This window comes from Halosimplex halobium (genome assembly GCF_051414055.1).
GTDB classification, from domain to species: Archaea; Halobacteriota; Halobacteria; order Halobacteriales; family Haloarculaceae; genus Halosimplex; species Halosimplex halobium.
This window is the reverse complement of record NZ_JBLKNX010000004.1, coordinates 123,345-147,703: the sequence shown is the minus strand read 5'-3', so window position 1 is coordinate 147,703 and position 24,359 is coordinate 123,345. Positions and strand designations below refer to the sequence as shown.

Below are 24,359 nucleotides of genomic sequence, written 5' to 3'. Positions count from 1 at the left end.
CGGAAGTCGCCCATCCGTCGTCGGTGGAAGTCGTCTCCCCGTCATCAGTGGAAGTGGTACTGCTGGCCCTTGCGTTCGAGCAGCGACCCGCGGTCCCACATGCGCCGTTCCCAGGCCTCGAACTCGTCGGCGAGGTACGGCAGCAGTTCGACCGTGTAGTACGACACCGGGCTCGGGATCCCGAAGGCGTCGGCGAAACAGGCGAACAGGAACGTGTCCTCGACGTCCTCGGCCTCCTTCTCGATCTTCTCGAAGGAGGGGTGCTCGATCATCCCGTGGTAGAACCCGTGGAGCCACTCCTCGACCCGCTCGCGGAACGACGCGATGCGGTCGGCGAGCGACCGGTCGCCGTCTATCATGAACGTTCGTAGCAGACGGACGTATTTAAAGATGCCAGCGGGCCGCCGCGGCGACCGTCGCCGTGGCGGCGCGCGGACACGGGACCCGTCGTGGCTCCCCCAATCCCATGGGCACGGGCGGTGCCGGAGTGGGCGAGTCCGGACCGCGGGGTCGCTGCTCCCGACCCTCAGCAGGCGCAACCGGTCGACGCGGCGGAGCGCTCGAACGTCATCGCGTCGCCGCAGGACGGGCAGTCGGGCGGCTGCTCGTCCCCGGCGTCGCCCTCGAGCACCCGCTCGCCGCAGTCGTGACACCAGTAGGCGCCCTCGGACTGGCGGGTCGGGTCGTCGCCTCGCGTGGGATTCTGCGTCGAGGCGCGGAGCAGCTTCCTGACCGTGGTGAGCACACCCATGGGCGCGGGGAACTGGGACCGCCCCCGACAAAATACCCCGCCCGGTCGTGCGAGCGTCTCGCACGGGCGCCGGAGCGAGAGTATCGGCGGGCGAGCGCGGCGGCGCTCGGGCGCGGTGACGCCCGGGCCTATTCGAGGTCGGCGGCCAGCCGGTCGAGCGCGCGGTCGAGTTCGCCCCGGCGCTTCCAGGCGGCGACGCGGTCGGTGACGGCCGCCAGCGGGAGGCCGAGGCTCACGCCCGACCGGGCGGTGACGCGGCTCCCCTCGTTGTCGGGCTCCCAGTCGATGTCGGTCCACATCTCGTCGAACGGGCCGGCGTCGCCGACCTGCTCGTAGCGCAGGCCGCCCTCCCGGGGCTCGAACCGGAGGGTGACGCCGACGCCGCGGGCCCCGGCGGTCACGAACGTCGCGTCCTCGCGCTCCTCGATCTCGAGTATCTCGAAGCTGCCCTCGTACTCGACGACGACCCCCGGGTCGAGCGCCCGGCGGACCTCGGCGGGCGTCGCGCCGACGAACCGCTCGACCGTGACTTCTCGCATCGACCCGTTCCTCGCGGCCGCGGGGCTTAAACGCTGGCCCGACCCCGGGCGAGCGCCCGGACGGCCGCGTCGGCTGCCCGGTCGTCCGCCCGGCCCCGGGGAAATCCTTACCAGCGGGGCGTCCGTTCGCCCGGGGACGGATGTGTGGGACACAGGTGCGCCGGGGCGCGTCGAGCGGCGACCGAACGGTGACATCGGGGGCACGATGACCCGCGAGCCGCCCGACCGGGTCGCCGGCGAGGGGTCGGCCGATGGCCGGGGATCGACCGACGGCGCTCCGGGGCGACTCACCCGCAGAGCGACCCTGGCCGCGGTCGGCGCCGGGGCGGCGACGGGGCTCGCGGGCTGTCTCGGCGGCGGCCGCGAGGAGGTCGTCCTCACGGGGATGGAGGTGTACAACTGGACCGGCGACTCGATCACCGTCGAGATCACGCTCACTGCGGACGGGTCGGAGCTGCTCGCGACGACCGAGACCATCGCGAACGATTCGAGCGCCAGGATCACCCGCGACTGGTCGGGCGACCCCGCCGCCTACCGGCTGCAGGTCGACGCCGTGGACTCGGACCTCGCCGTGGACACGGACCTGCCGGACGGGACCTGGCCCCGCGGGGAGTGCGCCTGGGCCGAGGTCGACTTCGGGAGCCCCAGCCGACAGCGCGAGCCCGGCGGCGCGACCGAGGCGTACACCGCCGACGCCAGGCTCCGCGCGAACGACGAGGGTCCATTCGGCGAGGAGTGCCCCTCGGGGTGACCGCGGCGCAGTCCCGGAATCGGCTCCCCGGTGCGCCGGCGGCGTGGGGTCTTTCAAGTGTGTCGGCCGCCTACGTTCGACGATGACCGGAGACATCCCGCGCGAGAAGCCAATCTTGCTGTTCGACGGCGTCTGCAACCTCTGCAACGGGTCGATCCAGTTCGTGATCGAGCACGACCCCGAGGGCGTCTTCCGGTTCGCGCCGCTGCAGTCCGAGGCGGCCGAGCGGCTACTTTCGGACGTGGGCTTCGAGGACTACGACTTCGACACGTTCGTCCTCGTCGACGGCGACGACTACTACACGAAATCGGAGGCCGCGCTGCGCGTCGCGAGCGAACTCGAGTTCCCGTGGTCGCTCGCGGGGGCGCTCCGGGTCGTACCGCGGCCGCTCCGCGACGCGGTCTACGGGGTCGTCGCCAGCCACCGCTACGCCGTCTTCGGCAGGAAGGCCCAGTGTATGGTCCCCTCGCCCGAGGTCCGCGAGCGGTTCGTCGAGATGAGCGACGGACGGCCCGCGGACGCGGACTGACGCGTCGCCGACCGCCGCTCCTACTGCTGGACGAGGCGCACGAGGCGGTCGAGCCAGCCGGCGTTGCCGGTGATCGGGCGGTCCGACTCGAAGAGTTTGACGGCGAACCACACGGCGGCGACGGCGAAGACGACCTCGTAGGCGATGCCCGCGAGCACGAGGTCCACGTCGTCGAACAGCAGGCGCTTGGGGGCGATGATCGGGTGGGTGAACGGGATCGCGAACAGGGCGGCCCTGGCAGGGAGGCCGAGCACGTCCACGTCGGTGAACATCGTCGCGAACATCGGGACGATGGCCAGCCCGGAGAGCGGGAGCAGCAGCATCTGGGCGCCCTGCTGGCTGTCGGCGAAGATACCGAGCGAGAGCGCGACCGCCAGCGTTCCGACGAGCGTGAAGAACAGCGAGACGCCGACCAGCAGGTAGTCGCCGGCGCCGAGCGTCAGCGCCGCGGTGTCGCCCACGTCGCCGATCGAGAGGTTGCTGAGCGCGATCCCGCCGGTGTACAGCGCGGTCGCGACGAGACCGACGACGCTGCCGCCGACGAGCTTCGCGGCGACGATGGAGCGGCGCTCGATGGGCATCGTGAGCAGCGTCTCCAGCGTCTTGTGCTCCTTCTCGCTTGCCATCGAGTTCATCACCATCTGCCCGGAGAAGACGATGGCGAGCATGATGATGACCGGCACGAAGATGAACTGCGAGGTGAACGCCGCGGAGATCACGCCCGGCGGTGCCGACAGCTGACGGCCCTTGACGTAGGTCGTGTGGTCGCGCTCGATGGGGTCGAGTTGCGCCTCGCTCGCGCCGGTGACGGCGACGGTCACGTTGTGGGCCGACGCCGAGAGCAGCTCCTCGACCTGCGCGGAGCTGGCGATGCCGACGATGCTGACGCTCTCGACGCTCGTGTAGAGGTGGACCCGCCCCCGCTCGCCGGCGCGTATCCGCTCGGTGAAGTTCGCGGGGACCTCGACGACGGCCGACCCGCCGGCCGCGGTCGTCTCGTTCAGCGCGGCGTCGACGGAGCCGTCCGTCGACCGGTAGGCCAGCTCCGCGCGCTCGTCGAGCGTCTCGACGACGACTTCCCCGTACTCGCCGCCGTCGCGGTCGACGACGCCGACGGTCGGCTCCTGGCCGAGCTGGGCCTCGACGCCCGAGAAGCCCTGGCCCATACCGATGAAGATCAGCGGGAGCAAGAGGATCGGCAGGATGTACCGCGGCCGCAGCAGCTCCCGCGCTTCCTTCCAGATGAGCCGGACGAACGGCCTCATCGACGGAGCCCCCTGCGGGTGCGAACGGGAATCGCGAAGGTCATTCGGCCACCACCTCCAGGAACACGTCTTCGAGGTTCTCGGCGTCGTACTCGGCCATCAACTCCGCGGGGCTCCCGGTGGTGGCGATGACGCCGTCGTTGAGCAGGCCGACCCGGTCACAGAGGTACTCGACCTCGAGCATGTCGTGGCTGGAGAGGAGGATCGACCGCTCGTCGTCGGGGAACCCCTTGACGACCTCGCGGACGGTCTTGCTGTTCTGCACGTCCAGCCCGGAGGTGGGCTCGTCGAGGATCGCCAGCCTGGGGCGGGTCATCAGCGCGCTGCCGAGCAGGAGCTTGCGGGTCATCCCCTTGCTGTACTCCCCGGTGTCGTCGTCGATCCGGTCGCCCAGGTCGGCGATCTCGACGCCGCGTTCGACCATCGCCGCCGCCTCCTCGCCGTCCGCGTAGAAGTCGGCGACGAACGCCAGGAACTGCCGGCCGCTCATCGACTCGTAGGCGCCGGCGTCCTCCGGGAGGTAGCGGATCGACCGCCGGACCGCGTCGGGGTCGCCGTCCACGTCGTGGCCGGCGACGGTGGCCGTGCCGCTGTCGCGGTTGATGAGCGTCGCCAGCGTCCGCAGCGTCGTCGTCTTCCCCGCCCCGTTCGGACCCACCAGCCCGAATATCTCGTCGGGGCGGACCTCGAAGGACAGTCCCTCGAGGGCCTGTACGTCCCCGTAGCGCTTGCGCAGGTCCTCGACCTGCACCGCTTTCGTCCCCATGTCGGCCGATCCGTCGAACATCACACAGTTGACTGTTCTGGTCTCGGCCGGGCGCCGCGGTGTCACAGAAGTTATCGATCGGGCGGGCGACCGGCCACGCATGGAGCGGACGGATCCCCGGGAGCGCTACGACGACCTGGTCACCGAGTCGGAGCGACACGAGGTCGACCCCGAGCGCTTCGACGAACTCGGGGAGTCAGAGGTGTTCCGGTCCGGGTGGGGCGTCGCCGGGGTCGTCTTCGATAGCGAGGTGCGGAGCACCTCGGGCAGTCGGACGCAGTCCGACGAGGCCCACCTACTCGCGATCCGCAACGAGGCGTACTCGACCGAGTGGACGCTCCCGGGCGGGGCCGTCGAACCTGGCGAGGGCCTCGCCGACGCGGTCGCTCGCGAGGTGCGCGAGGAGACCGGAGTGGCGGTCGAACCCGTCCGTCCCGTCGCCGTCGACGAGAACGTGGTCGTCGACGGCGAGCGGCGAGCCGAGATGCGGTTCGTCCACTTCCTCTGTCGGGCGACCGATCCCGAGGTGTCCGGGCGGTCGGACCTCGGGGACCCCGACGAGGAGATCACCGAGGCGCGGTGGCTGGCGGAGCTGCCGACGGACGTGTTCAACCCCGAGTACACGCGTCGGGTGTACGGGCGCGCCCGGGAACTCCGCGACGGCCCCTGACCGGGCGACCCGACCGACAGAAAGGCGTCGATGGAAGCGCTACTTGCCGAACGCGCGGAGGACGCCCTGGCCGTCGGTCGACCCGATGTCGGGCAGGGAGACGCGCTCGGGGTGGGGCATCAGGACCGCGACGGAGTCCCGTTCGCCGAGGACGCCCGCGACGCTGTGTTTCGAGCCGTTGGGGTTCGCCTCCGGGGTGGCCGCCCCATCTTCGTCGCAGTAGCGGAACAGAACGCGGTCGTCGGCTTCGAGTTCTTCCAGGCGGTCGTCGCCGATCTCGTAGCGGCCCTCGCCGTGGGCGATGGGGAACTCGACGACCTCGCCCGCCTCGAAGTGGCTCGTCCAGGGGGTGTCGGCGTTCTCGACGCGGAGGTGGACGTGCTCGCACTGGAAGCGGGCGCTCTCGTTGGTGGTGAAGGCGCCGGGAGTCAGCGACGACTCGCAGCCGATCTGTGCGCCGTTGCAGATGCCCAGCACCGGCGTCCCCTCGGCGGCGGCCTCGCGGACCTCGTCCATGACCGGCGAGCGGGCGGCCATCGCGCCGGCCCGGAGGTAGTCGCCGTAGGAGAAGCCGCCCGGGAGGACGACGCCGGTGGTGTCGGCGGGGAGGCCGTCCTCGTGCCAGACGAGTTGGGCGTCGATGCCGAGGTGGGCGAGCGCCTGGACGGTGTCGCGGTCGCAGTTGGACCCGCCGAACTGGACGACGGCGACGGTCACGGCGAGCACCCCCCGGTGTGCGAGCAGAGCGTCGGCGTCGGAGAGACGGAGGCGGTCATCGTTCCTCGACGGAGACCTCGTAGTCGTGGATGGTCGGGTTGGCGAGCAGCCGCTCGGCCATCTCGTCGGCGCGCTCGGCGGCGGCGTCGGCCGACTCGGCCTCCAGGTCGACCTCGAACAGGTCGGCGGCCCGCAGGTCCTCGAGTTCGAACCCGAGCCGTTCGAGCGCGCGCCCGGTCGTCTCCGCCTCCGGGTCGAGCACGCCGTGTTTCAGGCGCACCTCGACCGTCGCGGTGTACGCGGTCATCACGTGAGTCGCGGCGGCGCCGGGAGAAAACGGTTTTGACTCGCCCCGGCCGCCGACTCGCGAGCGGACGCGAGCGGACCCGGACGGCCGCGACCGGCCCGTCCGATGGGGCGGTCAGGGGGTGTCGAGTTCGACGGGTTGCCAGCCGTCGGGCTGGTCGGGCAGCCCGCGGACGCGGACGGCCCGCTGGCCGTCGGCCTCCCGGAGTTCGACCTTCCCGTCGAACGCCTGGGCGACCGACGAGAGGGTCTGGTCGTCGACGGCGCCGGGGTCGATCGCGCAGACCCCGAGGCCGTCGGCGGTGCGGATGCGGCCGGTCAGCGTGTGGACGAAGCGGAACACGGACTTCGCGGGCGCGTAGACGACGAACGGCGAGAGCGTGTACACGCCGGTGCGGACCCGCGCGGCGCCGTTGGCGTGGAGCCGCTCGTACAGCGAGGAGAACTCGATGCCGGCGCCGGTCAGGTCCGCGGGGCTCCCGACCGCGTGGACGTTGTGTTCCTCGTCGTCGGCGCCGTTCTCGGTACAGTCGACCACACCCACCCGTGCGAAATCCAGGTCGCCGCCCAGCGACTCGTAGTCGGTCAGCGCCTGGCGGCCGTCCACGTCGGCGGCGAGGACGAGCGCGCCCTCGCGGGCGTGGCCCCGCAGGAGCATCCGCATCGTCAGCTCGCGGATGCCCCCCAGCGCCGGCCCGGTGACGAGGACGTTCGTCCCGGGTTCGACCCCGTTCAGGGGGAGTCCCTCGAACGTGTAGGTCGATTCCTGCACGCTCACGGCCCATCACCGCCCTCGTCTCCGTCCCCAGTCCCCGCTCCGGTCGCTGCGTCGCGGTCGCCTTCCTCCGAGTCAGTCCCGTGGCCGTCCGCGTCGCGCTCGTCCTCGCACTCGTTGAGCTGCCGGCGCAGCTCCAGCTGGTCCATCGCCTCGTCGGCGAACCGCCGGAGGTCGGCGAGCCCATCTTCGGAGAACGAGCGCGGCTCGTCGTGGGTCAGACAGAAGGCGCCGATGGTCGCGCCGCGGGGCGTCTCCAGCGGCACGCCGGCGTAGGCGCGGATGTCAAGCTCGTCGAGGCGGTCGTTGTCGGCGAAGCGGTCGTCTGCGTGGGTATCCTCGACGACCATCAGGTCGTCCCGGAGGATCGTGTGAGTACACATCGAGTCCTCCCGGGAGAGCGTCTCCCAGGACGCGCCGGCGCAGGCGAGAAAGCGCTCCTGGTGGGCGTCGACCAGCCCGACGAACGCGACGTTCACACCGAAGTGCGACCGGGCGAGCGCCGTCAGCCGGCGGAACGCCTCGGCGGCCGCCATGCCCGGGCGGTCGTACTGTTCGAGCGCGGCGAGGCGTTCGTCCTCCCGCGTCGGCAGCGGGTAGCCGACCTGCGTCCGCTGCTCGACGAGGTTGCCGACCATGCGGGCCAGCGTCTCCCTGGCCTCCGGCATGTCCCGCGGGAGGTACTCGACGACCACGTCCTCGCGGTCGGCGGTGTCGATCCGGTCGGGCGACGCGTCGGTGAAGAGGATACAGGGGGTGTCCGGCGTCGTCTCCCGGACCCGGGCGGCCACGTCGAGGCCGGTCCCGTCCGGGAGGTCGTAGCCGGTGACGACGCAGTCGACGCCCCCCGCCTCGAGGGCGTCGCCCGCGGCGGCGACCGACCCCGCCTCGGTCACCGCGACGCCGTCGGCGACGAGGGTCTCGCGCGTGGCCGTGCGCTCCTCGTCGTCGGCGTCGACGCACAACACAGTCAGTTCGCGCATTCCGTCTCTGCGGGCTCTTTCGACTCCACCGTAATAACTCTCTGCGTACGCGATCCAGCGTTGATACTGTTCGACCGGGACGTGCGGTGGCACGCCGCGGCGGCGAGCGACGAGAACGCTTTAGGCACCGACGCCCGTCAGCGCTACCCGATGACTGTCCGTTCGCACACGCGCTCGCCGGTACCCCGGCGGTGGTCGCCGTGACCAGCGACCTGACCGAGATCGTCGTCGTCGGCGACGACGACACGGGCCTGATCGCGGAGATCACCTCGCTGCTGTTCGAGCGCAACATCAACATCGAGGACCTCGACCAGGCAGTCCGCGAGGGCGTCTTCCGCATGACGATGCGGGTCGACACCTCCGAGATGATCGTCAAGGAGGAGACCCTGCGGGAGAACCTCCACGAGCTCGGCGACGACCTGGGCGTCGACGTGCAGGTGCGGTTCCCCGACGACCGCGAGACCCAGCAGATCGCCGTCCTCGTCACCAAGGAATCGCACTGCCTGGAGGCGATCTTCGAGGCGTGGGCCAGCGGCGACCTCGGCGCCGACGTGGAGGTCGTCATCGGCAACCACTCCGACCTGCAACCGCTGGCGGAGAAGTACGACGTGCCCTTCCACGACATCGGCGACGAGAAGGGCACGCCCGACGAGGACGAACTGCTCGACCTCCTGGCGGAGTACGACACCGACCTCGTGGTGCTGGCGCGGTACATGCGCATCCTCAGCCCGGACGTGGTGTTCCGCTACGAGGACCGCATCATCAACGTCCATCCCTCCCTCCTGCCGGCGTTCCCCGGCGCCTCGGCGTACATGCAGGCCATCGAGGAGGGCGTCCGCATCGCGGGTGTCACCGCCCACTACGTGACGACGGACCTCGACCAGGGGCCGATCATCACCCAGCGGGCGTTCAACGTCCCCGACGACGCCACCGAGGCGGAACTGCAGGAGATCGGCCAGCCGCTCGAGGCGGAGGCGCTGCTGGAGGCCATCGACCTCCACCTCAACGACGAGGTGACCGTCCACCGCGGGCGCACGAAACTGCGCGACCCCGAGGAGACCGACGCGCAGCTGGGCGCGCCCCGCGATCTGGACCAGGCCAACCCCGACCGGCCCATCGACGGGCTCGGCGAGTACGTGGCCGAACAGGACGACGAGCAGGAAGCCGAAGCCGACGACTGACCGCGAGCGGCTCTCCGGTCGACGGCCGGCGGTTTTTCTGGCGAACAGGCGACACGGACGGCTCGCGGGGCGGCGTGTCGCGCTCCCGCGGAGCGCCCCGCGTCGGCTCTCAGGTCACGGGCCCGGCTGGTCCCGTCACCGCACTTGAACCTACGGCCAGACGTGCCGAGGGCCGACCGCGCGACCGGTCTCCAGAGCGGGGTCACTCCTCGACGGCGAAGTACCGGTCGCGGTGGCGCCGACAGCCGGGATTGAACGCCGCGGCGCACGCCGGACAGGCGTCGCCGCAGTCGAGGTACTCGCGGACCGAGAGCCGCTCGCCGCAGGCGCCACAGAGCACCGCCGGGTGGTCGAACGCCTCGCGGGGGACCCGTTCGGCGTCGTGGTCGGTCACGGCCTCGTGGCAGCGGAAACAGGGGTAGTAGCAGTCACAGCAGGGAAACCGGAGCGCGATCACGTCGACCGCCGCGTCGTAGTGAGCGCAGCGCGTCTCGGGATCGACCGCGACGCCGCGCAGCGGGACCGGGAATCGGTCGTCCGTCCCCGGTGGTTCGGTCGTCCGCCGCTCGTCGCACGGGTCGTCGGTCATCCTCGCGGTCCGCTCAGAGGTCCCGAACTGCCTCGACCGCGGCCTCGATGTCGGGGGCGTCGAAGACCTCGCGGCCGACGTAGGCGTTGGTACCGGCGCAGTAGAGGTCCCGGGCCGCGGCGACCACGCGGTCGGCGAGCGGTTCGGGCTGGCGCTCGCACAGCGACTTCCAGTCGGCGACGCCGCGCTCGTCGGCCTCGGCCTTGGCCGCCGAGACCGCCTCGACCCACTCGGGCTGGGTGCGCTTGTGGTACTGGCGGACGACCTCCTTCGAGACCTGCTGGTCGCCGTAGGAGAAGCGGTTCTCGTCGAACGTGCCGACCACGTCGGCGACCCGGACCTCGCCCTCGAAGTACAGGCACTCGATCTTGCCGTCCTCGTGGGTCAGGTCGGCCTCGGCGGCCCGGTCGGTGACGACAGCGTTGACCTCGCGGGCGACCGATTCGAGGTCGTCGATACTCGCCGCGCCGGCGATGCGGTCGGCTTCCCCGCGGTCGAGGTAGCGGTCCTGCTCCTCGTACTTCGTGGAGAACTCGACGACCGGGTCGTCGAGGTCGACCGCCTCGTCGGGCCACTCGTCGCGGTCGAGGCCGTGGTCGGCGGGGTCGGTGCGTTTGCGGAGCGAGGAGCCGACCGGGACGCGGTTGCGGAAGACGATCTCGAGGGGAACGAGGTAGTTCTCGCCCGCGTCGGCGTGGTAGGCGTCGTAGTCGTAGCCGCTGGGGTCGGCGGCGGCCTCGCCCTCGAATGGCAGGTCGGGCACCTGCGTGAGTTCGATGACCATCTCGCGGGGCGCCGCGCCCGAATCGAGCGCCTCGTCGAGCGGGACCGCGCCGTCGGTGTCGTCGGTGGCGACGCCCTCGTAGTGGGTGGGGACGCCCGCCGATTCGAGCAGTTCGAAGTTGAACGCACCCATCGTGCACAGCGAGGCGCCCTTGTCGGGGATCTCGTCGGGCATCTTCCCCCAGTCGAACACCGAGTAGTCGTCGGTGAAGACGAACGCGCCGCGGCCCAGCTCGTCGGCCGTGGCGGCCTCCTCCACCCGGAACTCCTTCACGGAAGTCATTGCCGGAGCCTCTCGCGCCCGCGGCAAAGTCGTTTCTCACTCGCGTCGCGTGCGACCCCTGCGTCGCGCCATCCCAAAACGCCTACTTGCCTGCCCCGTCGAGATGGCTCCGATGGTCGAATCCGTCGGCCTGGCCGTCGCGGTCGTCGTCGTCACGACCGGCGCCGTCTGGCTCGGGAGTTCCTGGCTGGAGTCGGCGAGCGAGCGGCTCTCGGCGTACTACGGGCTGCCCCAGGTGGTCCAGGGGTCGGTCGTCGCGGCGGTCGGGTCGAGCTTCCCGGAGCTGGCGACGGTGGTGGTCTCGGCCCTGGGCGGCGCGCTCGGGATCGGGACCGGCGCGATCGTCGGGTCGGCGATCTTCAACATCCTCGTGATCCCCGCGGTCGCGGGCATCTCGACCGACGAGGACATCGAGGCCAGCCGGACGCTCGTCTACAAGGAGGCGCAGTTCTACATGCTGGCGGTGTCGGCACTGGTGATCACCTTCGCGATGGCGGTCATCTACTACCCCGTCGGGGATACCGAGTTCATCTCGGGCGAGATGACGCGGCCGCTGGCGGCCATCCCGCTGGCGCTGTACGGCCTGTACATCTTCATCCAGGCCCAGGACACCGCCGACCACACCGCCGACCCCGACGCCGGGGACGGGGTCGACGCCCGCCGGCAGTGGGGATACCTGCTCGCGGGCCTCGCCGTGATCCTCGTCGCGATCCACGAACTCGTCGGTGCGGTCGAGACCATCGGCCTGGCCGTCGGCGTCGACGAGTTCATCATGGGCGTGACCGTCGCCGCCGGCGCGACGAGCCTGCCCGACGCGCTGGTGAGCGTCCGCGCGGCCCGGGACGACCGCGGGGTCGCGTCGCTGGCGAACGTCCTCGGGTCGAACACCTTCGACCTGCTCGTCGCCATCCCGGTGGGGGTGCTCGTCGCCGGGACGTGGTCGTTCAACTTCGAACTCGCCGTGCCGATGTTCGCCGTCCTGACGCTGGCGACGGTGCTCCTCTTTACCTTCCTCCGGACGGACCTGGCGCTCTCGACGCCGGAGTCGGTCGCGCTGCTTGTCGCCTACGCGCTGTTCGTCGCCTGGGTCGTCCTGGAGGCCGCCACCGACGCGGTCACTCTCCTGCCGAACCCGGGCGGCTGACCGCGGGCCGACCCCGAGCGCGGGCCGACACCCGGTCGTCACCGACGGCGGGACCATCGGCCGGTTCCCGGCCGCTTATACCGGTGGGTGCTGTGGTGGTGTGCAATGACAGACGCCGCCGAGACGCGCCCGAACGTGCCCCGCGGGGAGTTCGGGTTCGACCGCGTCCCCGAGACCGACAGGTCGTTCGAGAACGCGCTGGCGAAGGTCCGCGCGGGCGAGCGGCTGACGGTCGCCGACGGCGTCGAGCTGCTGACGACCGGGACCGAGAGTGAGGAAATCGACCGCGAGCGGAAGGAACTCGTCCTCGAAGCGGCCGACCGCCGGCGCGCCGAGGTGGTCGGCGAGGAGGTCACCTTCGTCGCCAACCTCAACAACAACGTCACCACCGCCTGCAACACCGGCTGCCTGTTCTGCAACTTCAAGGACCGCTCCGAGCAGTTCCGATCGGCCAACGACGCGGAGCACGGCGGGTTCACGAAACGACCCGAAGAATCGCGGGATATCGTCCGCGAGGCGGTCGAACGCGGCATCTACGAGGTCACGTCCGTCTCCGGACTCCACCCCGCGTTCGCGCTCGACGACGAGCACCGCGAGATCCTCGAATCCAGCGACCGCGGCGACCTGAACTACCGACCCCCGGCGGAGTACGACGTGAACCCGGGCACCTACTGCGAGCAGATCGACGCGATGAGCGTCGACGGCGTCCACGTCCACTCGATGACCCCCGAGGAAGCCTATCACGGCCGGCGGGGCACCGACTGGTCCTACGAGGAGGTGTACGGCCGCCTGAAGGAGGCCGGGCTGGACTCGGTCCCCGGAACGGCCGCCGAGATCCTCGTCGACGAGGTCCGCGACGTGATCTGCCCCGGGAAGATCGGCACCGAGGAGTGGCTCGAGGCGATGGAGGCCGCCGCGAACGTCGGTCTCGACGTGACCTCGACCATCATGTACGGCCACGTCGAAAACGAGATGCACAGGGTGCTCCACCTGAAACGGATCCGAGAGCTCCAGGACCGGACCGATGCGATCACGGAGTTCGTCCCCCTATCCTTCGTCCATCAGGAGACGCCGCTGTACGAGGAGGGGATGGTCGAGGCGGGGGCGACCACCGACGAGGACGAGCTGCTGATCGCGGTCTCGCGGCTCTTTCTGGACAATATCGACCACATCCAGTCGTCGTGGGTGAAGTACGGCGACGAGCAGGGGCTGAAGATGCTCTCCTGCGGTGCGGACGACTTCATGGGTACCATCCTCAGCGAGGAGATCACAAAGCGCGCGGGCGGGTCGTTCGGCGAACTCCGCTCGTTCGACGAGTACGTCGAGATGATCGACGCCATCGGGCGGGTTCCCGTGGAGCGGTCGACCGATTACCGCCAGCGCCGCCGCATCGACCCCGACGACGGCCCCCACGGGCCGCAACTCGGTCCGAAGGCCGACGGGACACCGCTGGTCGACCCCGAGTGGACCGACGACGGCGCGGGCGACCCGACCAGCGCCGACGACTGACCGGGGTGGGGACCGGCGTGCAGCGGGCGCCCGTCGCTGGTCAGCGCCGACCGCCGGGGACCGCGCTCGCTGGCGCGCTCCGACGGGTCTATCCGTTCGGTGGGCGAACACGACGGCGATGGCGGACAGCCTCCGTGACGCCCTCCGCGAGCGGCTGGGTTTCTGGCCCGCGCTCCAGTGGATCGCCGTCGGCGTCGTCCTCTGGCACCTGCTCGACCCGTCCCCCGCGCAGTTCGTGACCACGGCCGTCTCGATGGCGGTCTTCGGCCTCTCCGAACTCGTGACCGACGTGTACGACGTGCGCCAGTCGGTCAGGCACGCGGGGTTCGGCATCTATGTGCTGATCAGCGGTGCCGCGTTGCTCCTCCTGGGCGACTCGGCGCTCGTCGCGCTCCCCGTCGCCTTCCTGCTGGTCGGCGCGTGGTTCGTCGTCGACGCCGTCCAGACGGTCCGCCACGAGGGCGCGACCGAGAACGAACCCACCGGCCGCGAGGTGTACCACGACTACGTCGGCCGGCGGGTCCACGAGGCGCTCGACGACGGCCCGCGGACGCGCCGGGAACTGTCCGAGGCGCTCGATGCCGACGACGGGGCCATCGACGCGGCGCTCGCGAAACTCCGGTCGCGCGGCGTCGTCGTCCGCGAGGGCAGCGCGTTCCGGGCGGCCGACCGCGACGACGATGGGGCCGCGGCCCGCGTCGCAGGCCTCGCCCGGCGGATCGCGCGCCCGCTCACGCTCGAACTCGGTGACGGTGGGGACGCCGACGGTGCCGGTCCCGAGGGGGGATCGATCGACCGGGCGGGTACCGTCCGCGGGCGTGACGACCGGGCCGACCGCGACCAGGGGGCGGGTGACCCGGGAGGGGGTGACCCGGGAGCGAGCGACCCGGACGCGCCCGCAACCGAGCGGGACCGCGAACGCGAGTCGGCGGACTGACGGACCGGGGTCAGTTCGCGACCGACACCCGGTCGCCCGGGCGGACGTTCATCCGAGCGGACAGGAACTAGTGGGTGGGGGTCGAAGCCGTCGGCGATGTCGCCGACCGTTCGCGAGAGCCTCCGCGCGGAGATCGACCGCTGGTGGGTGATCGCGGCGGTCGGGATAGTGGTCGTATTCGCGGGCGTGCTGGAGGCGACCGCCGCGGAACTGGCGGTCGTCCTCGCGGCCCTGCACGCCGAGAAGGGCGCCACCGTCGCCGAAGCGGCGGGGGTCGCCCGCGAGTGGGTCGCCGAGGCCGCGTCGGCGCTCGCCGCGGGCGGCGGGGCCGGCATACTGTGGGCGCTGGGGAGTGACCCGTCGCTCGCGTTCGTCGTCCTGTTCGCCGGCGTCAGGAGCGGGTACGGCGCGGCGAAGGCCGGCCTGGCGGCGAGCGGATCCGGCCGCGACGACCCGTCGACGGCGACGGACCGGGCGGGATCGGTGACGGACCGGGCCGGGTCGACCGACCGTGCTGTCCGTTCGGCGCTGGCGGACCGGGCGCGGACCAGGCGAGAGCTCCGGGAGGCGGCCGACGCCGACGACGAGGCCGTCGACGCCGCACTGGCCCGCCTGCGGGACCGGGGCGCGGTCGAGCGTGCGGGCAGCGAGTACCGCCTCGGCCCCGAGTCCGACCCCGGGTTCGTCGAGCGTCTCCGGTCGCTGATGTCCGGGTCCGGACGGGCGACCGACCGGAAGCACGCGTCGTCCGGAACCCCCGGCGGAGCGGGCGAGTCCTGCGAGGCCGCCCTCTCGTCGGTCACGTCGGTCTCCGAGCGGTCCGCCGGGGCCGACAGCGGTCGCGGGTCCGGCGGACGGGAAGACATCGAAAGGGGCGACGGCGACGACGCTGCGGCTGGCGGCTGGAGTCAGGACAGCGACGACCGGCGCGAGTACGAGACGACCGATCGGCGATAGCGCCGGCGGCGTCAGCGAGGGACGGCGGTCCCGGGAGAGGGCGGATAATTCAGGGCGACAACGGGACGAGCGCCAGGGACCGCCGGACCGTGCCCGTCCAGCAGCAGTCGATTGGGACGCATGCGGCCTATTCCTGTTGCCGGTCATACGAGGTTGTTTTATACGTGAGAGTTTTCCGTCGGCGAGCCCAGTGGTCGGTATGCGCTACGTGACGGTCCGGGCGACCCACGCAGAGGGCGAGGCGTTCCACCCGCTGGGCGCGGCGGTGGCCGACGAGCCGGCGGTCACGACCGGTCCGATCCACCAGCTGGAGCTGATCGACGGCGACACGGGCGTCTCGCTGTCGGAAGTCCGGTCGGGGCTCGACCGCTACAGCGAGGTCCTCGCCGACTCGCCGTACGTCATCGAGTACACGACCACGGGCGCCGACCGCGGGTTCGCGTACACCCACTTCGAGCTGGACGAACTGACGCGGCGGCTCCTGCGGTACCGCCGCAGCTCGGACCTGATCGTCGAGATGCCCATCGAGTCCGAGCCCGACGGCACCACGGTGGTCACGCTCGTCGGCGACGCCTCGGCGTTCGCCGGCGCCTTCGACCCGATGCCCGCGGAGGTGAGTATCGAGGTCGTCGAGACCGGCGAGTACGACCCGGGAGTTCGACAGCTGTTCGGCCGGCTGACCGCCCGCCAGCGGGAAGTACTGGAGACCGCCGTCCGGGCCGGCTACTACGAGGACCCTCGGGGAGCGACCCAGGAGGGGCTGGCCGAGGAGCTCGGGGTGTCGCCCGCCACCGTCGGCGAGCACCTCCGGAAGATCGAATCGCGCGTCTTCTCGGGGTTCGTCGCCGGGGAGTAGTGCGAGGTAGGAAACGTGCATACCCACTTTTTCCAGCGGAGAGTTCCTCGCGCGCCAGGGGCGCGCTGCGGGAATCCTCCGCTGCAAAAACGTGGGGAAAAAGGCCGGACGACGCGCTCGCTCCGCTCGCTTGCGTCCGGTGAACCGCCTCGCTCCCGACGGTCGCTCGGCGGATGCTGGCGTGATACCTACACCACCTGTACTGACCGCTACCGGCAGGGTCCTCACGCACCGTCGGTGCGGTCGTTCGAATGGTCGGTAGCGACGTCGCCGTCCCCGCGGGGTCCGAGCTCCCGCTCGTCGGGTGCGAGCGCGGCGTCGAACGCCGAGCCCTCGTCGAGATCGTCGAACAGTTCGGCGAGGTCGCGCCGGAGGCGGTCGAGCTGCCGGTCGAGCCGGTCGCGCGCGTCGTCGTCCGCGTCGGTCAGCTCCGCTCGCCGTTCGGACAGGTCGTAGAACTCCTCCAGGCGTGCTCGATACCGCGCCCGCCTGGCGAGCCACCGGACCGTCTCGCGGACGGCCGTCCGGTCGCGTTCGACGACCGCATCGGCGGCGTCGGTCTCCGCGGCGGTCCGCTCCGGGTCGGGCGTCGACACCCCGACCTGGCAGTCGAACTCGCGCGCGCGAACGTCCGCCAGCAGGGCGTCGACCGGGCCGTCGACCAGGTCGATGTCGACGAGCACCACGTCGACTTCGGCGTCGAGACTCTCGCGGAGGGCGTCGGCACTGTAGGCCGTCCGGACGGTGCCGTCGTCGCGAAGCGCGGTCGCCAGCGCGTCGGTGACCGCGGCCTCGGCACCGGCGACGACCACCAGGTGCCGTGCCGGGGGCATGTCCGGCGCGAAGGGCGGAGGGTATAAAGAGCCACTCCTTTGCCGTCCCTCGATTTCGTCAGGAGCCGGGCGACGTCGAGCGACCCCGGGTGGCGTCGACGACCGCGTCGCAGACGATGCGGAACGTCTCGACGGTCTCCTCGTCGTGGACCGACGGGTCGAGGTGGAAGGCGACGACGCCGTCGACGCGGCGGGCCACCTCCCCGAGCGTGTAGACGAACTTGAACGCCGTCGGTTCGTCGACGTGGCCGAGGACACCGGTCAGCGAGTGGACCGCGACGCCGGCGCGGTCGCCGTCGTCGTCGGCCCGCTGGAGGGCGTCGCTGACCCGGCGCCCGACCGCCTCCAGGTCCGTCGGGTCGACGACCCGCTCGACGGGGACGGAGCGGTCGTCGCCGGCGACCGCCGCGGACCGCGTCGTCCGGTCCACGTCGACGCAGGTCCCGAGCGCGGGCCCGCCGTCGCTCTCGCGCTCCCACTGGCCGATCCACTCCCCGGCCGGGACGGTGATCGTGACCGGAACGACCCGGTCGATCCGGCCGTCGAGCCCGTCCAGGAGGGTCACGCAGGCGTCCGTCGGCCGGTCACCGACGGCCGGCGCCAGCAACAGCACCGTCGTCGCGTCCCCGATCTCCGCTCGTCCCCTGCCGTCGACGGTCACTGTTCGCTCCCCCCGCGCGGATTGGTCGGCATCGCCTCGTATCGACTCTCCCGACCCACACGACAATGAGTGTTGCCGTTCCCTGACACCCCGCCGTTCCCCTCGATTCCGAAACGTCTTACTGTTAGTGATCCTACAACAGAAGTATCGCTCGCAAATCTCTCTAGAACATACTGATAATACAACGGTTAATTTATCCCGAACTTTTAGATAAATTCAATCACAGACGGACTGAATAAACACTTGGCTATGAGCCAAGAATCAACGCGACTCCGCGAATTCCTCGAAGAGAACCCCAAATGGATCGGCGTCATGTTCAGCGCGCTGCTGCTGCTCTCGCAGGTCGGGAGCGTGGCGGCGGCAAATGGCGGCTCAATGACTGGTCCATAAGTTTAGAGACTCGTAACGTCCATACTCCATCGAAGCGAGCCGTCGATTTCAACCGGAACGTCCTGCTTGTGAAGAAATTCAAGAGCGGTAGCTTCATCTAGCACGTAGGAACCCATCAGTCCGGAATTTAGATAGAACGAACTAATTCCCTCGAGCTGTGGAACGAACATGGTTCCCATCGGCGTTGATAGCGTCGGATAACCGTACAAACTCAACTCGTAAGTCTCGGGTCCGGATCCTTCAACCATTGCTTTGTTCGGCGTCCCGGACTGGTTTTCAACGATCGATGAACTCGCGTCACCGATGACGAGATAGTGGTGACCGATCTGTTCGTACTCCTTGATGATCGAGACCGTCGCGGCGAGCGAGAAGCCCTGGTTGAGTAGCTTCGCGGCGGTCCGCCCGACGGAGGTGGCGGCCTCGTTGACGATGTCGGTGACGGTCGCGATCCCGGCCATCGCGCCGGCGTCGACGAGACCGCGGCCCTGTTCGTAGGAGTCGCAGGCGTTGAGCAGGAACGCGCTGACGTTGACCTCCGAGAGGTGGCGGGTGTCGAGGTAACCGTCGGTACAGCGGAGCCCCTCGTCGTCGACGTGGCCGATGTAGTGGAGGAAGTCGACGTCCGAGCGCAGGAGCTCGCGCATCTCCATCGTGGTCAGCTGTTCCCGGAAGACGATGTCGAACTCGATCCAGTCGCGGGTGCCGTAGATCTCGGAGACGACGTTCTCGTCGGTCATCTCCTGGTCGTTGCAGACGACGACGACCTGGATCTGCGGGTCCGTGGTGGGCTCGAAGTCCAGCCGCCGGTAGTAGGCGTCGACGGTCATCTTGCTCGCGCCGACCGGGAGCCCCTCGCCGACGTAGGCCTGCTCGATGCTGTCCGCGGGGTCCGGGCGGAAGATCTCCGGACTCGCGGTCGAGGACGACGACTCCGAGCGGGTCTTCGAGCGGGCGCTCCGCCGGAGCGCGTCGGGGTTGTTCCTGAAGAACGACTCGACCTGGTCGGTGAGCTCCTCCAGCGCCTCGTCGCGGGACTGGCGCGTGCTCGGGCAGCGGACCACGGCCAGTTCGTTCGCGAGGAACGGGAGCGCGCTGACGTTCGCGGCGTCGGGCCGCACGTCGGCGGTAAGTTTCCACTTGGGCACCACGTCGGCCACCGCGTCGAAGGGGACATCCAGGTACGTTCGCAACTGCTCGCTGAGCGGTTGCTCGTACACGTCGACGAAGTCCAGATCGACCCGCGACTCGACTTCAGCCCGTTCGTGGAGGTCGACCTCGTAGTAGCCCTCGGTGCGCGTGACGCAGTCCATGAGAAACACGTGTTTCAGGACGCGCTCGACCTCGGCCTCGAAGCCGTCGTCGCCGTCGAGCGGGAACGACCAGTCCTCGCCGGCGATCCGGGGCGACGGACCGGATTCGATCCGTGCCCCGGTGTAGTACGCCAGCGGGACGACGGGGTAGATGTACTCCTCGATCGGCGGGACCTCGATACCGACGTTCGTCTCCGGGGGCTCGATCGAACTCGGGATGTCCAGCTCCTCGCCCAGCTCCACGAGCGGCGGGTGTCCGCGAAGTGACGGGAACGAACGCTCACAGCTGGTCGTCTTCAGCGCCGACCCGAGCGTCGAGAGCGCCGTCATCAGGTCCGACGGGTCCTCCGTCGTCGTCACAGTCGCCGCCGGCTGTTCGTGGACCGACCGCGCGCCGACGTGGATCCGGTCGGTCTCCGAGAGCGCGAGTCGGACGGTATCCTCCATCGACGTGACCTCGAGCCCGGCGTCGACGGCGAACTGCAGTTTCACCTGGGTGGTCGCCAGTTCGACGTTGTACCGGCCGGGCGGGAGACTCACCGACTCCCTGTCGTTGACCTCCGCAACGGTGTTACCCGCCGCGTCGCGGATCCACAGCGGGACGAAGTAGGGCGTCTCGACGGCCGTGGTCCGCACGGTCGCACCGACGTCCGCCGGGAAGTGGAACCGGTCGGGGTCGCAGTCGTCGATACCGGGGTCGTCGGGGGTCAAAAGCGAGAACTGGGTCTCCTGGATCGGGTCGACGACCTGGACGCCGTCGCGACTCGGGTGGGGGCGGATCTGCGGTCGGGTCGCGTCCAGATCGACGTTCATGGGTAGGGAGGGCTACGTCGGCTCTCACGGTGGTACGGGGTGGACCCACACCCGGCCCGCGCGAGCGAATACGCGTGAGAACGCGGCGGGAAGAAAAAAGCCTGTTGGCCGCGAAAACATCTCAATCGGAGAATAAACTGGTGTGTACGGGCGCGAACGAGGGGTCGTCGTCCTCGGGCGGCTCGTCGGTGTCGGTGACGGCCGTCCCCTCGACGCCGTCGGCGAGGAAGTCCGAGAGCGGCGGGCCGACGCTCTCCGGTTCGACGAGGAAGGCGTCGTGACCGTGGTCGGACTCGACGAGGTGGTGGGCGACGGCCACGTCCGCCCCGCGCAGCGCGTCGGCCAGCTCCTCGGCCTGGGTGGGCGTGAAGTGCCAGTCGGCGGTGAAGGACATCACCAGCGCCTCGCCGTCGAAGGCGGCCAGGGCGTCCTCGTCGGACTCGAAGCCCGCCGAGAGGTCGTAGTTGTCCATCGCCCGCGTCAGGTAGAGGTAGGAGTTGGCGTCGAACCGCTCGACGAACGACTCGGCGTTGTAGTCGAGGTACGACTCCACGTCGCGGTAGGGGAAGAAGCCGGCTGCCGGGTCGGTCGGGAACGACCGGGCGGCGTCGCGGCCGGCGGCGCGGCGGCCGAACTTCTGCTCCATCGAGGCCTTCGAGAGGTACATGACGTGGCCGATCTGGCGGGCGAGGGCGAGCCCGTCGGTCGGCTCGGGGCCGTCGCCGTAGTAGTCGCCGCCCTGCCAGTCGTCGTCGGTGGTGATGGCGCGGCGGGCGATGGCGTCCATGGCGAGACACTGCACGTCCAGCCGGGCCGCGGCGGCGATGGGCGCGATGCGCTCGACGTGGTCGGGGTGCTGTTTGGCCCACTCGATAACGTTCATGCCGCCGACGCTCCCGCCGACGACCGCGTGGAGGTGCGGGATCCCGAGCTCGTCGAGCAACTGCCGCTGGGCGTCGGTCCAGTCGGTGACGGTGACCGCGGGGAAGTCCGTCCCGTAGGGTTCGCCCGTCTCGGGGTCGGTGCTCGCGGGGCCGGTCGTGCCGTAACAGGAGCCGGGGACGTTGGCGCAGAGGACGTAGTACTCGCGGGTGTCGATGGCCTTGCCGGGGCCGACGATGTCGTCCCACCAGGCGCGGGCCTGGCCGTCGGTCCCATCGTCGGCGTGGCGGCCGGCGACGTGGGCGCTGCCGGTCAGCGCGTGACAGACCAGCACCGCGTTGTCGCCGGTGAACTCCCCGTAGGCCTCGTAGGCCACTTCGAGTTCCGGGACCGAGCGGCCGCACTCGAACTCGAACTCGCCCAGCGAGACGGTGTCCCGTTCGACCTCCATTCAGGTCTCACCCGCGCTTCCTGTTCCATCGTTCGCGTCCGCATTGGCGCGCTCGATGGCCCCGTCGATGTCGGCGAGGATGTCCGCGGCGTCCTCGATGCCGACCGACAGGCGCACCAGGTCCGGCGTGACGCCGCTGGCGCGCTGCTCCTCGGGGGTGAGCTGGGCGTGGGTGGTGCTGGCGGGGTGGATGACCAGCGTCTTCGCATCGCCGATGTTGGCGAGGAACTGCGCCAGGTCGGTCTCCTCGCAGAAGCGCTTGCCCGCCTCGAACCCACCCGTGAGACCGAACGCGACCATGCCGCCGTAGCCGCCCGCCAGGTACTCGCTGGCCTCGTCGTGGGTCTCGTGGGACGCCAGGCCGGGGTAGGTGACCCACTCGACGCCGTCGTGGTCGGCGAGGAACTCGGCGACGCGCCCGGCGTTCTCGCAGTGGCGCTCCATCCGGAGTTCGAGGGTCTCGGTCCCCTGGAGGGTCGCCCAGGCGTCGAAGGGCTTCTGGCCGTCGCCCAGCGAGCGGACCGCGCGCTGGCGGGCGGCCGTGGCGAATGCCTCGTCGCCGAAGCGGTCGGCGAAGGTGACGCCGTCGAAGGCGTCGTTGGGCGCGCCCAGCTCGGGGTACTTCTCGGGGTACTCCGACCAGGGGAAGGATCCGCCGTCGACGATGACGCCGCCGACCGTGGTCCCCGAACCGTGGATCCACTTCGTCGTCGACTCCCAGACGATGTCCGCCCCGTGGTCGAGCGGGTTGCACAGCGCCGGCGTGGCGAACGTGTTGTCGACGAAGACGGGGACGCCCCGCTCGTGGGCGACCTCGGCGATCGCCTCCATCGGGGGCGTCACCAGCGAGGGGTTGCCGATGGTCTCGTAGTGGACGTAGGCGGTGCGGTCGTCGATGGCCTCGGCGTAGGCGTCCGGGTCGAGCGTGTCGACGAAGCGCGTCTCGATCCCGCGGCGGCTGCCCATGTTGGAGAGATAGGAGTGGGTGCCGCCGTAGATGGAGGAAGCGGTGACGACGTTGTCGCCGGCGCGGGCGAGGATCGAGGTCGCGGCGTCGAGGGCGGCCATCCCCGACCCCGTCGCGACGGCGGCGGTCCCGTTCTCCAGCGCGGCGAGGCGGCGTTCCAGCGTCGAGACGGTCGGGTTGTCGAACCGCGAGTAGACGTTCCCCCCGTCGTCCAGCGCGTAGCGGTCGGCCGCCGTGTCCGCGTCCTCGAACACGTACGACGTGGTCTGGTAGATCGGCGGCGCCCGCGCCCCTGTCGCGGGATCGACCGCCTGGCCGGCGTGGACACAGCGGGTCCCGAAGGCGTACGGATCGGTCATGTGTGTCGTGCATATATCTACAGACATCTATAACCACGAGTTACGGCAAATATCTCAGCGGTAGTCACTCACACACAGGGGAGCGGAGCCGGCGGGCGGGAAGCGGTCGGGCAGGCGAGAGGCGATCGGACGGACGAGGGACGCGGCGCGGGTCACGCCCGTTCGGTGTCGAGGACGGCAAGCGAGCGGTCGACGGTCACGTCGAGGCGGTCGTCGCCCGCTTCGACGGGGACGGTCACCCGGAGCGGGTCGCGGCCGGCCACGGCGATGTCGTCGGGGTCGCAGGCGTCGACGGTCCACAGCGGGTCGGTCAGCAGGTCCGGGGCGTTGGCCGCGACGAACGGCAGCACGTCGGCGTGGTAGATCAGGATCTCCGGCAGGTCGGTGCAGAAGAAGTTCTTGCAATAGGAGCAGTGGTGGACGACCGCCGGCCCCGGCATCGCCTGTTCGAGTTCGCTCGACTTCTCCTCGTCGGGGACCACGTCGTGGTACATCTCGCTCGCGCAGGTGGGACAGACGTCGCCGGCGACGGTCATCAGGTCCCGCCGCGCGTAGACGCTCGCCGCCCACAGCACCGCGTCGGGGTCGTTCGACCGGATCGCGCCGGGCGGGAGGTGGTACTTGAACGCGAGCGCCCCGCAGTCCGGACAGCGCACGACGAGCATGCTGTTGCGGTAGGTCGCCTCCAGTTCCGCGCCGCAGTCGGCGCAGTCGGCGTCGGCGGGGAACGGCTCGACGGTCGTCCGGTCGGTGAAGCTGTCGGCCTTGATCGCCTGGTAGAGGATGACGCCGGGGTAGAGGAGGTCGTATCCCCCCTCCTTCTCGGTGACGAACACGTCGATCAGCTCCTGGAGGTGGTAGTTGAACCGGCCGCTGTCGGACACGTCACAGCGCCGGCGCAGCTCCTCGAACGGCAGCGGGCGGGGCTGGCTGCCCTCCCTGGCGTCGCCCAGTTCCAGCAGGATGGAGACGCGCAGTTCGTTGCCCAGGAGAGAGAACGCCTCGGCGGGCGGGACCGACCGTCGCTCGGAGACCTGGAAGGCGTCGGTCATCGCCACACACATCGCGCGGCCGGGCACTTAGCCCTGTCTCTCGGTCGAGCGCGGGCCGCGGCGGCGCGGGCCCCCGCCCCATCGGGGAGTCGTCCGCCCGAAAGCACTTGTGTCGCCGACAGGTTCCCGGTGATATGGGCCGCTTCGGCGACTTCACCGCCATCTGGTTCGGGACGCTCGCCGTCCTGAACTTCGCCGTCTTCCCCGCCCTCGGCGCGCCGTTCGGTATCTACATCGAGACCGGCGTGTCCGCCCTCGCCGGGTTCGCCCTCGCGGCCGTACTGGTCTTCCACCGGGACGTGTCGCTGCCGACGGTCGTCGGCTCGGAGTGACTGTGGCGACCGGCCGCC

28 protein-coding genes are annotated in these 24,359 nt (G+C 70.3%); 11 read left to right on the top strand and 17 right to left on the bottom strand.

All coding sequences use genetic code 11. The annotated features are described in order from the left end of the window. Positions 1 to 44: 44 nt before the first annotated feature. The 3 genes from ACMGFG_RS05490 to ACMGFG_RS05480 all read right to left on the bottom strand — a co-directional run bounded on the left by ACMGFG_RS05490 (position 45) and on the right by ACMGFG_RS05480 (position 1,290). Entirely contained in the window at positions 45 to 359 is a 315-nt protein-coding gene (locus tag ACMGFG_RS05490; protein WP_436929348.1) for a DUF7990 family protein, read from the bottom strand. 167 nt (positions 360 to 526) lie between these two features. Further along, positions 527 to 751 (bottom strand): hypothetical protein, encoded by a 225-nt coding sequence (locus ACMGFG_RS05485; protein ID WP_436929347.1) that lies wholly within the window; start codon positions 749 to 751, stop codon positions 527 to 529. A 128-nt stretch (positions 752 to 879) separates the two neighbouring features. Next, the gene (locus tag ACMGFG_RS05480; RefSeq protein WP_436929346.1) at positions 880 to 1,290 is read right to left on the bottom strand and encodes an SRPBCC family protein; all 411 of its coding nucleotides are present in this window, start codon (positions 1,288 to 1,290) and stop codon (positions 880 to 882) included. 142 nt (positions 1,291 to 1,432) lie between these two features. On the opposite strand from ACMGFG_RS05480, the gene ACMGFG_RS05475 reads away from it, so the two are divergent. Then, positions 1,433 to 2,041 (top strand): hypothetical protein, encoded by a 609-nt coding sequence (locus tag ACMGFG_RS05475; protein ID WP_436929345.1) that lies wholly within the window; start codon positions 1,433 to 1,435, stop codon positions 2,039 to 2,041. 82 nt (positions 2,042 to 2,123) lie between these two features. After that, a complete protein-coding gene (locus tag ACMGFG_RS05470) occupies positions 2,124 to 2,570 on the top strand; it encodes a thiol-disulfide oxidoreductase DCC family protein (protein ID WP_436929344.1) in 447 nt (148 codons plus the stop codon). Between the two features lie 20 nt (positions 2,571 to 2,590). On the opposite strand, the gene ACMGFG_RS05465 is transcribed toward ACMGFG_RS05470, so the two are convergent. Further along, positions 2,591 to 3,835 (bottom strand): ABC transporter permease, encoded by a 1,245-nt coding sequence (locus tag ACMGFG_RS05465; RefSeq protein ID WP_436929343.1) that lies wholly within the window; start codon positions 3,833 to 3,835, stop codon positions 2,591 to 2,593. A gap of 40 nt (positions 3,836 to 3,875) precedes the next feature. Continuing rightward, a complete protein-coding gene (locus ACMGFG_RS05460) occupies positions 3,876 to 4,622 on the bottom strand; it encodes an ABC transporter ATP-binding protein (RefSeq protein WP_436929342.1) in 747 nt (248 codons plus the stop codon). 79 nt (positions 4,623 to 4,701) lie between these two features. On the opposite strand from ACMGFG_RS05460, the gene ACMGFG_RS05455 reads away from it, so the two are divergent. Further along, positions 4,702 to 5,271: an NUDIX hydrolase gene (locus tag ACMGFG_RS05455; RefSeq protein WP_436929341.1), complete on the top strand. Its 570-nt coding sequence runs from the start codon at positions 4,702 to 4,704 to the stop codon at positions 5,269 to 5,271. A 39-nt stretch (positions 5,272 to 5,310) separates the two neighbouring features. Here ACMGFG_RS05455 and purQ read toward each other — a convergent pair whose 3' ends face one another. From purQ to ACMGFG_RS05435, 4 genes are all read right to left on the bottom strand, one after another. Beyond that, positions 5,311 to 5,988 carry a phosphoribosylformylglycinamidine synthase I gene (gene purQ / locus ACMGFG_RS05450; RefSeq protein ID WP_436929340.1) on the bottom strand — a complete coding sequence of 226 codons (678 nt, stop codon included), beginning with the start codon at positions 5,986 to 5,988 and terminating at the stop codon, positions 5,311 to 5,313. 55 nt (positions 5,989 to 6,043) lie between these two features. Then, entirely contained in the window at positions 6,044 to 6,295 is a 252-nt protein-coding gene (purS, locus tag ACMGFG_RS05445; protein WP_436929339.1) for a phosphoribosylformylglycinamidine synthase subunit PurS, read from the bottom strand. Between the two features lie 114 nt (positions 6,296 to 6,409). Next, positions 6,410 to 7,072 carry a DUF7504 family protein gene (locus ACMGFG_RS05440; protein WP_436929338.1) on the bottom strand — a complete coding sequence of 221 codons (663 nt, stop codon included), beginning with the start codon at positions 7,070 to 7,072 and terminating at the stop codon, positions 6,410 to 6,412. After that, positions 7,069 to 8,052 carry a GAF domain-containing protein gene (locus tag ACMGFG_RS05435; RefSeq protein WP_436929337.1) on the bottom strand — a complete coding sequence of 328 codons (984 nt, stop codon included), beginning with the start codon at positions 8,050 to 8,052 and terminating at the stop codon, positions 7,069 to 7,071. Before ACMGFG_RS05435 ends, ACMGFG_RS05440 begins: the two co-directional genes overlap by 4 nt. Before the next feature lie 191 nt (positions 8,053 to 8,243). On the opposite strand from ACMGFG_RS05435, the gene ACMGFG_RS05430 reads away from it, so the two are divergent. Further along, a complete protein-coding gene (locus tag ACMGFG_RS05430; protein WP_436929336.1) occupies positions 8,244 to 9,233 on the top strand; it encodes a formyltetrahydrofolate deformylase in 990 nt (329 codons plus the stop codon). A 202-nt stretch (positions 9,234 to 9,435) separates the two neighbouring features. On the opposite strand, the gene ACMGFG_RS05425 is transcribed toward ACMGFG_RS05430, so the two are convergent. Both ACMGFG_RS05425 and ACMGFG_RS05420 read right to left on the bottom strand, forming a co-directional pair. Next, positions 9,436 to 9,822, bottom strand: coding sequence for a CHY zinc finger protein (locus tag ACMGFG_RS05425; protein WP_436929335.1), 387 nt, complete (start codon positions 9,820 to 9,822; stop codon positions 9,436 to 9,438). Between the two features lie 13 nt (positions 9,823 to 9,835). Then, on the bottom strand, positions 9,836 to 10,888 hold the full coding sequence (locus tag ACMGFG_RS05420; protein ID WP_436929334.1) for a phosphoribosylaminoimidazolesuccinocarboxamide synthase: 1,053 nt from the start codon (positions 10,886 to 10,888) through the stop codon (positions 9,836 to 9,838). Between the two features lie 112 nt (positions 10,889 to 11,000). Between ACMGFG_RS05420 and ACMGFG_RS05415 the strand changes: the two genes are divergently transcribed. From ACMGFG_RS05415 to ACMGFG_RS05395, 5 genes are all read left to right on the top strand, one after another. Beyond that, on the top strand, positions 11,001 to 12,032 hold the full coding sequence (locus ACMGFG_RS05415; RefSeq protein WP_436929333.1) for a sodium:calcium antiporter: 1,032 nt from the start codon (positions 11,001 to 11,003) through the stop codon (positions 12,030 to 12,032). 105 nt (positions 12,033 to 12,137) lie between these two features. Beyond that, positions 12,138 to 13,541 (top strand): 7,8-didemethyl-8-hydroxy-5-deazariboflavin synthase subunit CofH, encoded by a 1,404-nt coding sequence (gene cofH / locus ACMGFG_RS05410; protein ID WP_436929332.1) that lies wholly within the window; start codon positions 12,138 to 12,140, stop codon positions 13,539 to 13,541. 118 nt (positions 13,542 to 13,659) lie between these two features. Next, positions 13,660 to 14,478, top strand: a complete 819-nt coding sequence (locus ACMGFG_RS05405) for an MFS transporter (RefSeq protein ID WP_436929331.1) — start codon at positions 13,660 to 13,662, stop codon at positions 14,476 to 14,478. 96 nt (positions 14,479 to 14,574) lie between these two features. Next, positions 14,575 to 15,435, top strand: coding sequence for a hypothetical protein (locus ACMGFG_RS05400; RefSeq protein WP_436929330.1), 861 nt, complete (start codon positions 14,575 to 14,577; stop codon positions 15,433 to 15,435). A 199-nt stretch (positions 15,436 to 15,634) separates the two neighbouring features. Further along, positions 15,635 to 16,291 (top strand): helix-turn-helix domain-containing protein, encoded by a 657-nt coding sequence (locus ACMGFG_RS05395; protein ID WP_436929329.1) that lies wholly within the window; start codon positions 15,635 to 15,637, stop codon positions 16,289 to 16,291. A 224-nt stretch (positions 16,292 to 16,515) separates the two neighbouring features. Here ACMGFG_RS05395 and ACMGFG_RS05390 read toward each other — a convergent pair whose 3' ends face one another. Then, on the bottom strand, positions 16,516 to 17,124 hold the full coding sequence (locus ACMGFG_RS05390) for a hypothetical protein (protein ID WP_436929328.1): 609 nt from the start codon (positions 17,122 to 17,124) through the stop codon (positions 16,516 to 16,518). Positions 17,125 to 17,182: 58 nt separating this feature from the next. After that, on the bottom strand, positions 17,183 to 17,785 hold the full coding sequence (locus ACMGFG_RS05385) for a DUF7504 family protein (RefSeq protein WP_436929327.1): 603 nt from the start codon (positions 17,783 to 17,785) through the stop codon (positions 17,183 to 17,185). 249 nt (positions 17,786 to 18,034) lie between these two features. Here ACMGFG_RS05385 and ACMGFG_RS05380 point away from each other — a divergent pair, with 249 nt between their 5' ends. Continuing rightward, positions 18,035 to 18,175 (top strand): DUF7503 family protein, encoded by a 141-nt coding sequence (locus tag ACMGFG_RS05380; RefSeq protein WP_436929326.1) that lies wholly within the window; start codon positions 18,035 to 18,037, stop codon positions 18,173 to 18,175. Between the two features lie 2 nt (positions 18,176 to 18,177). On the opposite strand, the gene ACMGFG_RS05375 is transcribed toward ACMGFG_RS05380, so the two are convergent. From ACMGFG_RS05375 to ACMGFG_RS05360, 4 genes are all read right to left on the bottom strand, one after another. Further along, positions 18,178 to 20,298 carry a hypothetical protein gene (locus ACMGFG_RS05375; protein ID WP_436929325.1) on the bottom strand — a complete coding sequence of 707 codons (2,121 nt, stop codon included), beginning with the start codon at positions 20,296 to 20,298 and terminating at the stop codon, positions 18,178 to 18,180. 121 nt (positions 20,299 to 20,419) lie between these two features. Then, positions 20,420 to 21,631, bottom strand: coding sequence for a homoserine O-acetyltransferase MetX (gene metX, locus ACMGFG_RS05370; protein ID WP_436929324.1), 1,212 nt, complete (start codon positions 21,629 to 21,631; stop codon positions 20,420 to 20,422). Beyond that, a complete protein-coding gene (locus ACMGFG_RS05365; RefSeq protein ID WP_436929323.1) occupies positions 21,632 to 22,957 on the bottom strand; it encodes an O-acetylhomoserine aminocarboxypropyltransferase/cysteine synthase family protein in 1,326 nt (441 codons plus the stop codon). A gap of 152 nt (positions 22,958 to 23,109) precedes the next feature. Next, positions 23,110 to 24,009 (bottom strand): DUF7351 domain-containing protein, encoded by a 900-nt coding sequence (locus tag ACMGFG_RS05360; protein ID WP_436929322.1) that lies wholly within the window; start codon positions 24,007 to 24,009, stop codon positions 23,110 to 23,112. 134 nt (positions 24,010 to 24,143) lie between these two features. Between ACMGFG_RS05360 and ACMGFG_RS05355 the strand changes: the two genes are divergently transcribed. Beyond that, the gene (locus ACMGFG_RS05355; protein ID WP_436929321.1) at positions 24,144 to 24,341 is read left to right on the top strand and encodes a hypothetical protein; all 198 of its coding nucleotides are present in this window, start codon (positions 24,144 to 24,146) and stop codon (positions 24,339 to 24,341) included. Positions 24,342 to 24,359: the final 18 nt, after the last annotated feature.